The 10,642-nt window shown below is 72.4% G+C and carries 13 protein-coding genes; 2 read left to right on the plus strand and 11 right to left on the minus strand.

All coding sequences use genetic code 11. The features are described 5' to 3' along the window. Positions 1-156: 156 nt before the first annotated feature. The gene (locus tag ACTZWW_RS21920) at positions 157-1,197 is read right to left on the minus strand and encodes an NAD(P)/FAD-dependent oxidoreductase (protein ID WP_444783092.1); all 1,041 of its coding nucleotides are present in this window, start codon (positions 1,195-1,197) and stop codon (positions 157-159) included. A gap of 149 nt (positions 1,198-1,346) precedes the next feature. Here ACTZWW_RS21920 and ACTZWW_RS21925 point away from each other — a divergent pair, with 149 nt between their 5' ends. Together ACTZWW_RS21925 and ACTZWW_RS21930 are read left to right on the plus strand one after the other, a co-directional pair. Then, entirely contained in the window at positions 1,347-1,892 is a 546-nt protein-coding gene (locus tag ACTZWW_RS21925) for an RBBP9/YdeN family alpha/beta hydrolase (RefSeq protein ID WP_444783093.1), read from the plus strand. Between the two features lie 104 nt (positions 1,893-1,996). Further along, positions 1,997-2,653, plus strand: a complete 657-nt coding sequence (locus ACTZWW_RS21930) for an aspartate/glutamate racemase family protein (RefSeq protein ID WP_444783094.1) — start codon at positions 1,997-1,999, stop codon at positions 2,651-2,653. Positions 2,654-2,680: 27 nt separating this feature from the next. Here ACTZWW_RS21930 and ACTZWW_RS21935 read toward each other — a convergent pair whose 3' ends face one another. The 10 genes from ACTZWW_RS21935 to ACTZWW_RS21980 all read right to left on the minus strand — a co-directional run. Beyond that, positions 2,681-3,499: a universal stress protein gene (locus ACTZWW_RS21935; protein WP_444783095.1), complete on the minus strand. Its 819-nt coding sequence runs from the start codon at positions 3,497-3,499 to the stop codon at positions 2,681-2,683. 115 nt (positions 3,500-3,614) lie between these two features. Then, complete coding sequence (locus tag ACTZWW_RS21940) at positions 3,615-4,670, minus strand: EscU/YscU/HrcU family type III secretion system export apparatus switch protein (RefSeq protein WP_444783096.1); 1,056 nt, start codon at positions 4,668-4,670, stop codon at positions 3,615-3,617. Between the two features lies 1 nt (position 4,671). After that, the gene (gene sctT / locus ACTZWW_RS21945) at positions 4,672-5,496 is read right to left on the minus strand and encodes a type III secretion system export apparatus subunit SctT (RefSeq protein ID WP_444783097.1); all 825 of its coding nucleotides are present in this window, start codon (positions 5,494-5,496) and stop codon (positions 4,672-4,674) included. Positions 5,497-5,508: 12 nt separating this feature from the next. Then, positions 5,509-5,778 carry a flagellar biosynthetic protein FliQ gene (locus ACTZWW_RS21950; RefSeq protein ID WP_444783098.1) on the minus strand — a complete coding sequence of 90 codons (270 nt, stop codon included), beginning with the start codon at positions 5,776-5,778 and terminating at the stop codon, positions 5,509-5,511. A gap of 27 nt (positions 5,779-5,805) precedes the next feature. Beyond that, positions 5,806-6,483, minus strand: a complete 678-nt coding sequence (sctR, locus tag ACTZWW_RS21955; RefSeq protein ID WP_444783099.1) for a type III secretion system export apparatus subunit SctR — start codon at positions 6,481-6,483, stop codon at positions 5,806-5,808. Beyond that, on the minus strand, positions 6,480-7,541 hold the full coding sequence (gene sctQ / locus ACTZWW_RS21960; protein ID WP_444783100.1) for a type III secretion system cytoplasmic ring protein SctQ: 1,062 nt from the start codon (positions 7,539-7,541) through the stop codon (positions 6,480-6,482). Before sctQ ends, sctR begins: the two co-directional genes overlap by 4 nt. Further along, positions 7,538-8,026: a hypothetical protein gene (locus tag ACTZWW_RS21965; RefSeq protein ID WP_444783101.1), complete on the minus strand. Its 489-nt coding sequence runs from the start codon at positions 8,024-8,026 to the stop codon at positions 7,538-7,540. The genes sctQ and ACTZWW_RS21965 overlap by 4 nt, the downstream gene beginning before the upstream one ends. 4 nt (positions 8,027-8,030) lie before the next feature. Next, positions 8,031-9,407: a FliI/YscN family ATPase gene (locus tag ACTZWW_RS21970; protein ID WP_444783102.1), complete on the minus strand. Its 1,377-nt coding sequence runs from the start codon at positions 9,405-9,407 to the stop codon at positions 8,031-8,033. Positions 9,408-9,412: 5 nt separating this feature from the next. Next, positions 9,413-10,009 (minus strand): FliH/SctL family protein, encoded by a 597-nt coding sequence (locus ACTZWW_RS21975; protein WP_444783103.1) that lies wholly within the window; start codon positions 10,007-10,009, stop codon positions 9,413-9,415. Beyond that, on the minus strand, positions 10,006-10,642 hold a 637-nt coding region (locus tag ACTZWW_RS21980), incomplete at its 5' end, for a hypothetical protein (RefSeq protein WP_444783104.1). The genes ACTZWW_RS21975 and ACTZWW_RS21980, both read right to left, overlap by 4 nt.

The raw sequence follows: 10,642 nt of genomic DNA on the forward strand, positions 1-10,642 counted from the left end.
GGCGATCCCGCCGCGAGCGCGCTGCCCCGCGGCGGCCCGCAGGGCGGCGGAGCGCCGGGAACGAAAGCGCGCCGCGACGACCCGCCGCCGCCCCCCGAGCCCAAGCGCCCCTACCGCGCGACGCTGCGCCGCGCGGGCTGAGCGCGCGTCCCGGCGTCAGGCGGCGACGCCGAGCTTCTTCTGCAGGCTCGACGAGGAGGTCGTGTACTGGAAGGTCAGCCGCTTGTCCGGATGGACGTAGCGGTGGATGCGCTGGGCCGCGAGCGCGCCCTCGTGGAAGCCCGAGAGGATGAGCTTGAGCTTGCCCGGATAGGTGTTGATGTCGCCGATCGCGAAGATGCCCGGCGTCGAGGTCTCGAACTTCTCGGTGTCGACCGGGACGAGCTGCTCCTCGAGGTTCAGCCCCCAATCGGCGATCGGGCCGAGCTTCATGGTCAGCCCGAAGAAGGGCAGGAGCACGTCGCAGGGGATGTCGAAGGTCGAGCCGTCGTCGCGCTTGGCGACGACCGCCTCGAGCCTCGGTGGCGAGCCCTTCAGCCCGGCGATCTGGCCCAGATGCATGTCCATCTCGCCCGCCGCCACGAGCGCGCGCATCTTGTTGACGGTGTCGGGCGCGGCGCGGAAGGCGTCGCGGCGGTGCATCAGGGTGAGCCGCTCGGCCACCGGCTGGAGGTTCACCGTCCAGTCGAGCGCCGAATCGCCGCCGCCGACCACGAGAATGCGCTTGCCGCGAAAGGCCTCGATCTTGCGCACGGCGTAGAACACGCCGGTGCCCTCGTAGGCCTCGATGTTCTCCACCGGCGGCTTCTTGGGCAGGAACGACCCGCCGCCGGCCGCAATGACGATCGCCTTGCAGTCGAAGATCGTCTCGGCGTCGGTGGTCAGCCGGAAGCGCGGCGCCTCGGGCGTGCCGAGCGTCTCCACGCCCGCCACCATCTCGCCGAGGTGGAAGGTCGGCCCGAAGGGCTCGATCTGCTTCATCAGGTTGTCGATGAGGCCCTGGCCGGTCACGGTCGGGAAGCCCGGGATGTCGTAGATCGGCTTCTCGGGGTAGAGCTCGGCGCATTGGCCGCCGATCTTGGGCAGGATGTCGACGAGGTGGGCCTTGATGTCGAGCAGCCCCAGCTCGAAGACCGCGAAGAGGCCCACCGGCCCCGCTCCCACGATCACCACATCCGTCTCGATGGTCTCGCTCATGCTCTCGTTCCGGTTGATCTTCACGCCGATTGGCCGCGCGGCCCGTTCGTCCTACATCTAGGCCAACGATCCGCCGAGGTCACGATCGCGCGCCGGCCCGGGCCCGGACGCGTCGTCGCGTCTCCGCGGCTCGCACCACAGGATAGCACATGCGTACCGAAGATTGCGATATCCTCATCGTCCCCGGCCTCGACGGCTCCGGGCCGGACCATTGGCAGGCGCGCTGGGCCGCGAAGCTCAGGACGGCCCGGATCGTCGAGCAGGACGACTGGTCCGCGCCCGACCTCGCGTGCTGGCCGGCGCGCCTCGCCGAGGCGGTCGCGCAGGCGACGCGCCCGGTCGTGCTCGTCGCGCATTCCTTCGGCACGCACGTCGTCGCAGCGGCCGCCGGCGACGTGGTCGGGCGCGTCGCCGGCGCCTACCTCGTCGCGCCGCCGGACCTCGAGGACGAGAGCCGCATGCCCGAGGGCCTGCGCGCGATGTCCGTCCCCGCGCACCCCCTTCCCTTCGCGAGCGTGCTGATCGCGAGCCGCACCGACCCCTATTGCAGCTTCCCCCGCGCCGAGGCGATCGCCGCCGCCTGGGGCGCGGAGCTGACGGACGCGGGCGAGTCCGGCCACATCAACAGCGAGTCCGGTCACGGACCCTGGCCGGAGGGGCTGATGCGCTTCGCGGGCTTCCTCAAGCGGCTGTGACGCACGCATGCGCCGCGCGCATCTGCCGAGCCGCGCCTCGGCATCGGCGGGCGTGGACAAGCGCCGCGGGCCCGCGCTGAGATGGTCGTGAAAGGACACCCCCGATGAGCACCGACGCCCGCATCCTCGTGGTCAACCCCAACAGCAACGAGGCCGTCACCGCCGGCCTCGCCGAGGCGCTCGCCGGCTACGCGCTGCCCGGCGGCCCGCGCATCGACTGCCTCACGCTGGCGGAGGGTCCCTTCAACATCGAGACGCAGGCGGACATCGAGAGCGTCGTGCTGCCGCTCGCCCGCCTCGTCGCGCGCGAGAAGCCGGCGGCGACGGTGATCGCCTGCTTCTCCGATCCCGGCGTGCAGGTCTGCCGCGAGGCGACGCGCGCGCCGGTCTTCGGCATGCGCGAGGCCGGCATCCTCGCCGCGCTGGCGCGGGCGGACCGGTTCGGCATCATCGCGGTGCAGACCCGCTCGATCCGCCGCCACCTGCGTGCCGTGCGCGAGATCGGCGTCGGCGAGCGCCTCGCCGGCGACCGCGCGCTGGAGATCACGGTGGCGCAGGCGGCCTCGGACACGGGCGCCTTCGCCCGCCTCGTCGAGGTCGGGCGCACCCTGCGCGACCTCGACGGGGCGGAGGCGCTGGTGCTCGGCTGCGCGGGCATGGCCCGCCACCGCGCCCCCCTCGAGGCCGAGCTCGGCGTGCCGGTGATCGATCCCGTCCAGGCGGCGGTGGGCATGGCGCTCGCAACCCTGCTCGCCCGCTGAGCCGGGCGGGAGCGGGCCGCTCCCGCCTCAGTGCATCATCACGACCGGAACCGTCATCGCCTGCAGGATGTGGCGGGTGGCTCCGCCGAGCACGAACTCGCGCAGGCGCGAGTGCCCGTAGCCGCCCATCACCAGGTAGTCCGCGCCGGTGTCGGCGGCGTGCGAGAGCAGCGTGTCCGCGACATCGCCGACGTCGGCGATGCGCCGGCCACGGGCGCGCACGCCATGCGTCTCGAGATGGCGCGCGAAGGCCTCCGGGTCGGCGCTTCGCGGGCGCCGCGCGTCCTCCACCGAGACGACCTCGACCGCGCGGGTACGCTGGAGGAACGGCATCGCCGCGCCGATCGCCCTCGCCGCCGTCGGGCTCTCGTCCCAGGCGACGAGAGCGTGGTCGGCGCCGAGACCGCTCTTCTGGACCCAGGGCACGAACAGGATCGGCCGGCCGGAGCCGAAGAGCAGCGCCTCGGCGAGCGCCCCCTCGCCCTCCCGGCCCTCGGACGGGGGCTGCTCGACGATCACGAGGTCGCTGTAGCGTGCGCGGCGCTGGAGCTCGTGCACGCAGGCGTCGAACGTGCCGGAGATCACCTCGGTGCGCGGATCGATTCCCTTCTCGCGCAGGAGAGCGGCGATCTCCTCGACCCGCGCGCGGGCTTCGCCGCGAGCGGCCTCGCGGACGTTGTCCAGGATCTCGACGGGCATCTCCGGCACCACGAAGGTCGGCGCCACCATGTCGAAGGCTGGGCAGGCGATTCGTCCCCCCGCCCCGAAGGCGTGGGCGACGGAGGCGGCGAAGGGGCCGACCGCGACGGCGCGCGGGGTCGGGACGACGAGGATGTCCTTGATCATGGAAGAGCCCTCCGAAGCGCCGCCCGCGGAGGGGACCCGCGGGACGGGCGGCGTTTCGGCGAGGATCTGACGCCCTCCTTCGGAGCGCATTGACATCGCGCAACGGCACGCGGCGTCAGCCGGAGAAGCCGGCTCGCACCAGGAGCTGCGCCACGCGCTGGAAGGTCTCGCGCGGGATCGCCTGACCGACCTTGCCCTGTGCGACCAGGGTACCGAAGACGTCCGGGGCTTCGGTGACGGCGATTCCCGCCTCCCGGGCGCGGGCGAGGAAGCCGCGGGCGGCCTCGCCCGCAGCCTTCGCCGCGACGACCGGCACGCCGGAGCGCTCCGGCTTGTAGGTGATGCCAATCGCGCCGTCGGGCCCCGCGATCCAGAGGTTGGCGGCGTTCGGGCCGGTGAGCCCCGCCGTCTGGGCGATGCGCTTGCGCTCCGCGTTGCGCTCGCCGCGCACGTGGGGGTCGCCGTAATTCTCGCGCATCTCGCGCTTGACCTCGGTGAGGGTCATGCGGTTGTCGCGGGTGAAGAGCCAGCGCTGGATGGCATAGTCGATCGCCGCGAACAGGATCACCAGGAAGCAGCCGATCACGAGAATCCACAGGATCGTGGTCGCCGACACGTCGATCAGGCAGCCGAGCCCGCAGGTCGGCGCCCAGACCATGTCGTTGACGTAGCCGCGCACGACAAGGATCACGCAGGCGAAGAAGATGCCGGCCTTGATCGCCGACTTGATCAGCTCGATCAGGCTGCGCAGGCTGAAGACGGTCTTGAGCCCCTCCATCGGGTTGAAGCGCGAGAAGTTGGGCGTCAGGCTCTGGAGCGAGAAGACGAAGCCGCCGACGTCGAGCATGGTGGCGCCCACCGCCGCCACGATCGCGATCAGCATGGGCGGCACGACGAGGCGCAGCGTCAGCTCCGCCAGCACGCCGATCGACTGCGCGACCCGCTCCTCGAAGGGGATCGGGGCGAAGATCGGCAGGTCCCGCAGCGCGATCGAGAAGCCCTCGATGTAGGCCTCGCGCTGGAAGACGACCCAGGCGAGAACGGCGAGCAGGGTGATCGCGTCGACCACCTCCTGGCTGCGCGGCACCTGCCCCTGCTCGCGCAGCTGCCTGAGCCGCTGCGGCGTGGGATCGAAGGTCGCCTCCTCGGCGTCGTCGTTGTTGCCTGCCATGCTACCGCCCGCCGTCGCCGTCCAGGGTCAGGAAATCGCGTGCGAATTGCAAGAGCTCGCGCCAGTCGTCGACGAGGTACTCGTCCAGGAACACGGCGTAGAGGGGGATGAAGGCCGCGGTGGCGAGCCCCTTGAGGATGATCGCGAACTCGGTGGCCTGGATCTGGCGCGCGATGCGCGAGGAGAAGACGAGCGACAGGTCGATCATGATCATCACCAGCATCAGCGGGCCGGACACGATGACGGCGACCAGCAGCAGGTTCTCGAACATCTGCCCCAGCGCGGGGACGAGCCCGTCTCCGGGCTCGGGCAGGAACGCGGTGACGGGGAAGGCGGCGTAGCTGTCGTAGACGAGGTCGATCACCGCCGTGACCCCGCCGGAGATCACGAAGATCGCGAGCGCCGCGTAGAGCAGCACCGTTCCCATGATGGAGATCTCGTTGGCGTTGACCGGGTCGGCGAGGTTCGCCGCCGAGGCGCCGCGGGAGAAGTCGATGATGTCCCCCGCCGCCTGCACGCCCCAGAACGGCACCGCCAGCAGGATGCCGATCGTCGCGCCCACCGCGAGCTCCTTCACGCCGATGAGCATGAGCCGAAGGATCGTGGCGTCCGGCATCTGCGCGATCTGCGGCTCGATCACGGGCACGAGCGGGATCGCGAGCACGAGCGCGACGGTGGCGCGCATCGAGCCGCGCAGGTTGATCGTGGTGAAGAGCGGGAACATCTCCAGGACGGCGGCGATGCGCACGTAGCCGAACGCGAAGGCGAGGAGCGTCGGCATCACCGCCTGGATCAGCGCGAGGAAGGCGTCGTCGGAGGTCGGCATGCGCCCCTCCCCTCACCGCGTCATGACGTGGAAGGCGGCGAAGAGCCGGCGGGTGTGCTCGAACAACGGCGTCGACAAGGGCACGCCGAAGGCGACGAGCACCACCAGGATGACGATGATCTTCACGAGCTGCGGCAGCGACTGGTCCTGGATCTGCACCGCCGCCTGGACGATGGCGAGCACGACGCCGATGACGGCGGCCGCGATCATCGGCGGCGCGGCGATCAGCATGCCGGCCATGAAGGCCGTGTAGAGCTCCTGGAGCAGGCCCGACGAGCTCACGGCGCGCGCTCCCTCATGCCGCGCCCCTCATGTCGCACCCATGGGCGCGTAGGAGAGCACGAGCCCCTGCATCAGCCGCGTCCAGCCGTCGACGAAGACGAAGAGCAGGAGCTTCAGCGGCGTGGAGATCACGGTCGGCGAGAGCATGGACATGCCCATCGCGACGATCACCACCGAGATGACGAAGTCGATGACGAGGAAGGGCAGGTAGAGCAGGAAGCCGATCTCGAAGGCGCGGGTCAGCTCCGAGACCAGGAAGGCGGGCAGCAGGATGAGGATGTCGTCGCGCTGCGCCGGGGCCACGGGGTTGGCCGCGCCCGCCCACAGCTGCGTCGTCGTCTCGATGAAGAAGTCGATCGTCTCGGGGCGCGCGTGCGCCGACAGGAAGACGACGAGCGGCTCGATCATCTCGCGCCCCATCGCCTCGAGCCCCGCGATCGACTCGAGGTCCTGCCGCGGATCGGTGACGACGGCGTACATGTCGCGCAGGACCGGCGCCATGATGTAGAGCGTCAGCACGAGCGCGACCGTGTTGAGCAGAACCGCCGGCGGCGTCTGCTGGATGCCGAGCGCATTGCGCACCAGGAAGAGCACGATCGAGATCTTGGCGAAGCTCGTCGCGGCCACGACCAGGAAGGGGATGACCGCGAAGATCGCCGAGATGATGACGATGGAGAAGTACGACGGGAGGATGAACTCGCTCATCGCACGAGCCTCGACACCCTCACGCCGATGGAATCGCCGATGCGAACCAGCTCTCCCGCGCCGATACGCCGGCCGTTGGCGAGGATGTCGACGCTCTGGCCCAGGGGCTTGTTGAGGTCGAAGACGTAGCCCGTGGTCAGGCTCTCGAGGTCGGACACGGAGACCTCCGTGCGCCCGAGCTCGAACACGAGATGGATCGGGACCTCGTCCAGGCTGGCGGTCGCGCCGCCCGCGGGGTCGGACTTGTCGCTCACGTCGGCACTCGCGATGTAGCCGCGCGCGTTGGCGCCGGCGTGCTTCAGGAGCGGGCCGTCGAGAACCGGCTTGATGGTCTGCCAGGTGCAGGCCTGGACGAATCGCTCGGCGGTGACCGCTACGATTTTTTGGAAACCGAGCGTCGTATCGTCAAGCAGCAATCCGCTACCGACCGTAATCGTGGCGAAATCTCCCAGGGATATCGTCGTGTGCGCGCAGCGGAACGCCACCGGCAGCACGAGGCCGGGGATCGGCTCGCGCAGGATCGGCATCCGCTCCAGCGCGCGGCGGATGCGCTCGCGCTCGACCGGATGGCAGCGCAGGAGGACGGGGAGCGGCGTCGCCCCGGGGAGCGCGACGGAGAAGCGTAGGAGATCGGGCGCCGGCGCCGGCGGCTCGTCGACGCGCCCGATCGAGACGAGCGTCACCTCGGACAGCCGCCCGGAGAGACGCGCGAAGAGGTCGCTCTCCAGCGCCTCGATCGCGAGCGCGCGCTCGCGCGGGCCGAGCCGGGAGACGTCGAGATCCGGGTGCGCGCCGCGCAGCGCCGCGTCTACGACATCGAAGGGCAGCCAGGCCTCGGCGGCGCGGCCGGCGACGGTGATGCCGCAATGGGCGAAGGCGCCCTCCCAGCCGAGCGGCCCGTCCCCCGCAGTGGTGACGGCGACGTCGCCGAGCGCGGTGGGCAGGAGCGCCGGCGCGCGGCGGCGCGCGCGCAGGTTCGCGATGCGCACCTCGCCCGGCGAGAGCCGCGGCAGCGCGGCCGCGACGAGAGGCAGCGGAAGCGTCGCGAAACCCGTCACCAGCCGTCCTCCCCACGTCCCCCGGCCGGCCCGGAGCGTCGCGGGCGCGGCACGTCGGCCTCGAGCTCCTCGGCGAGCTCGGCGGCCCGCACCTCCTCCGCCGCGATGCGCGCGCCGAGCGTCTCCATCTGGTCGCGGGCGCGCTCGGCGGCGCGCAGCGCCTGCTTGGTCGCCGTGAGCGCGTCCTCGCGCTCGGCGAGGCCGCGGCGCGCGATCGTCTGCTTGCGCGCGGCCGCGCGGATCTGGCCGTCGAGCGCCTGGTCGAGCCGCCCGCGCAGCTCGATGCGCGCCGCGTCGAGCATCTCGCCCGGCGCGAGCGTGGCGAGCGCCGTGCGCTCGCGCTGGGCCGAGCGGATCGTCTCCTGGATGCGACGCAGCTCGGCACGCGCGGCATCGCGCGCCGCCTCCGCGACGGCGGCATCCTTCTGCCGCTGGGTCACCCTGAGGTCCCGCAGGCGCGCGAGCCGGTCGATCTCGTCGCGCACGGCCTCACCTCTCCACGAGCGCGCGCAGGATCTGCACCGTGTCGGCGAAGGGCGCGTTCTCGCCGGGCTTCTGGCGCAGGAAGCGCCGGATGGCGTCGATCTTCTTGACGGCCTCGTCCGCCACCGGATCCCCGCCCTCCTTGTACTCGCCGACCTGGATGAGCAGCTCGAGGTCCTGGTAGCGCGCGTAGAGCTCGCGCAGCCGTCCCGCCGCCTCGCGATGCTCGGGCGTGGTGACGTCGTTGAACAGGCGCGATCGGCTGGCGAGGATGTCGATCGCCGGGTAGTGGTTCTGCGCGGCGAGCTTGTCGGAGAGCACCATGTGCCCGTCGAGCAGGCTCTTGACCTCCTCGGCCACCGGATCGGAGGCCATGTCGCCCTCCACCAGCACCGTGTAGAACGCCGTGATCGAGCCCCGCGCCGCGGGGCCCGCCCGCTCGAGCAGCAGCGGCAGCGTGGAATAGACCGAGGGCGGGAAGCCGCGCCGCCCCGGCGGCTCGCCGGCGGACAGGCCGATCTCGCGCAGCGCGCGGGCGAGGCGCGTCACCGTATCGACGAAGAGCAGCACCTTGAGCCCGCGGTCGCGGAAGTGCTCGGCCACAGCGGTCGCGGTCAGCGACGCCTGCATGCGCTCGACGCTCGGCCGGTCCGAGGTCGCGACGACGACCACCGTGCGCTCGCGGCTCGCGGGGGTGAGCGCCTTCTCGAGGAAGTCGACGACCTCCCGCCCGCGCTCGCCCACGAGCGCGACGACCGTCACGTCCGCCGAGGAGCGCTGCACGATCTCCGACATCAGGGTCGACTTGCCGCCGCCCGCCGTGCCGAAGATGCCCATGCGCTGGCCTTCGCCCACGGTGAGCACGGCGTCGATCGCGCGTACGCCGATGCCGAGCGGCGTCGAGATCGGCCGCCGCTCCATCGGGCTCGGCGCGCGCGCGGCGATGGGCCGGCGCTCGGATTCCGCACCCGGCCGCGGCGGCTCGGCGCCCGCGCCCCAATCGAGGAAATTGCCGCGCGCGTCGATGACGCTGCCGAGCAGGTGATCGCCGCACACGACGGTGGGCGGGCGCCCGAGGCCCACCACCTCGGTGCGGATCGAAAGCCCCGCCGCGCCGCCGTAGGGCGCGAGCCACGCGGTGGCGTGGTCGAGGCCGACGACCTCGGCGAAGCGCAGTTCCCCGCTCTCCGGATCGCGCAGCTCGCACAGCTCGCCGACGCCGACGCCCGGGAGCTCCGCGCGCACGAGCGGACCGGTCACGGCGAGGAGCCGGCCGGAGGCGCGGCGGGTGCGGACCGCGGCGACGTTCGAGCGCAACCGCGCGAGGCGCGTCTCCCATTGAATCTCGTCGGGCCGGCGCGTCTCGGCGGCGATCGCGTCCATGCCGCTCACCCCTCGACGTTCTGCAGACCCGCCTTCAGGCGCGAGAGCTGCTGCTTGAGGCCGACGTGGATGCGCCCCTTGGGCGTCTCGAGCACGATCTCTCCGGGCTTCAGCAGCGGGTCCGCCTCGACACCACGGATCTCCGGCCAGGCCTCGGAGATGGAGACGGTGGCGAGGTCCTCGACGAAGACCTGATGGTCCTCGGCCGGGACGCGCAGCACGGCCCAGATGTCGTCTGCGGCCTCGGCGAGGGCGTGGCGCACGCAGGCGCGGGCGAGCTCGCGCTCGTCGCGCGGGCCGAGCATGCGCTCGACGGCCACGAGCACGATCGCGGCGAGCTCCTCGTCCGACGCGGTGAGGCGCTCGCGGGCGCGCTTCACCGCGTCCGCGAAATCCTCGAGCGCGGCGCGGCGCCCGGCGGCGTAGCCCTCGCGGAAGCCCTGCTCGCGCCCGTCGGTGACCGCCTGCCCGGTCTTCGCCTCGAGCTTTCCATGGAGATCGCGGGCGCGGCCGAGATAGGCGGTGGCCTCGGTGACCGCGCGCATCTCGTCGGGGTCGAGCACGCGTCGGCGCGGCGTGAAGACGTCGCTGCCCGCGCTCATCCGCTCGCCGCCTCGCGGGGGGCCGCCTCAGGCTCGGGCGCGAAGGCGACGGTCTCGTCCTCGACGGGAGGCGCCGGATCGGCCGGGCGGGAGGCCGCGCGAGAGACGAGCTGCTCGTCCTGCACGCGCGCCGTCTCTATGGCGTCGAGGGCGACGGCCAGCCGGCCGGGATCGCGCGCGAACGCGTCCACGAGCGCGCCGCGGAGCGGCTGCGGGCGCGCGAGGATGGCGGCGACAGGGCCCGCCAGCGGATGGTCGCTCGCCGCGAGGGTGTCCACGAGGAGATCGGGCGCGCGGGCGACGACGGCCTCCGCCTCGGCCTCGCCACGGCCGGCGTCGGGCGCGGCGCGCACGAGGCCGCGCCGCGCGAGGGCGAAGGCGACGGCGTCCGCGCCGAAGCGCGCGTTCATGCGCTCATAGGCGGCGCGGCCGAGCACCCGCGGCGCCCCGGCGATCTCGAGCGTCACCGCGAAGCGGAAGGCCGCCTCGGCGAGCGCGACGGGGCGCGCCGGGAGCTGGGCGAGAACGCCGTCGGCTCGCTCGGGCGCGAGGCCGAGCCGCTCGCACAGCAGGGCGGCGAGCCGCCGGCGGCGCGCCGGGCGCTCCTGGGCGAGGCGCGCGACGAGGGAGGGC

The organism is Salinarimonas sp. NSM, from assembly GCF_052380005.1.
GTDB lineage: Bacteria > Pseudomonadota > Alphaproteobacteria > Rhizobiales > Beijerinckiaceae > Salinarimonas.

Coding starts and splice junctions, on each gene's coding strand:
- ACTZWW_RS21930 (WP_444783094.1), top strand. CDS start 1,997: ATGAGCACCGACGCCCGCATCCTCGTGGTCAACCCCAACAGCAACGAG.
- sctR (WP_444783099.1), bottom strand. CDS start 6,483: ATGAGCGAGTTCATCCTCCCGTCGTACTTCTCCATCGTCATCATCTCG.
- ACTZWW_RS21970 (WP_444783102.1), bottom strand. CDS start 9,407: ATGGACGCGATCGCCGCCGAGACGCGCCGGCCCGACGAGATTCAATGG.
- ACTZWW_RS21935 (WP_444783095.1), bottom strand. CDS start 3,499: ATGATCAAGGACATCCTCGTCGTCCCGACCCCGCGCGCCGTCGCGGTC.
- ACTZWW_RS21975 (WP_444783103.1), bottom strand. CDS start 10,009: ATGAGCGCGGGCAGCGACGTCTTCACGCCGCGCCGACGCGTGCTCGAC.
- sctT (WP_444783097.1), bottom strand. CDS start 5,496: ATGCCGACCTCCGACGACGCCTTCCTCGCGCTGATCCAGGCGGTGATG.
- ACTZWW_RS21940 (WP_444783096.1), bottom strand. CDS start 4,670: ATGGCAGGCAACAACGACGACGCCGAGGAGGCGACCTTCGATCCCACG.
- ACTZWW_RS21920 (WP_444783092.1), bottom strand. CDS start 1,197: ATGAGCGAGACCATCGAGACGGATGTGGTGATCGTGGGAGCGGGGCCG.
- ACTZWW_RS21925 (WP_444783093.1), top strand. CDS start 1,347: ATGCGTACCGAAGATTGCGATATCCTCATCGTCCCCGGCCTCGACGGC.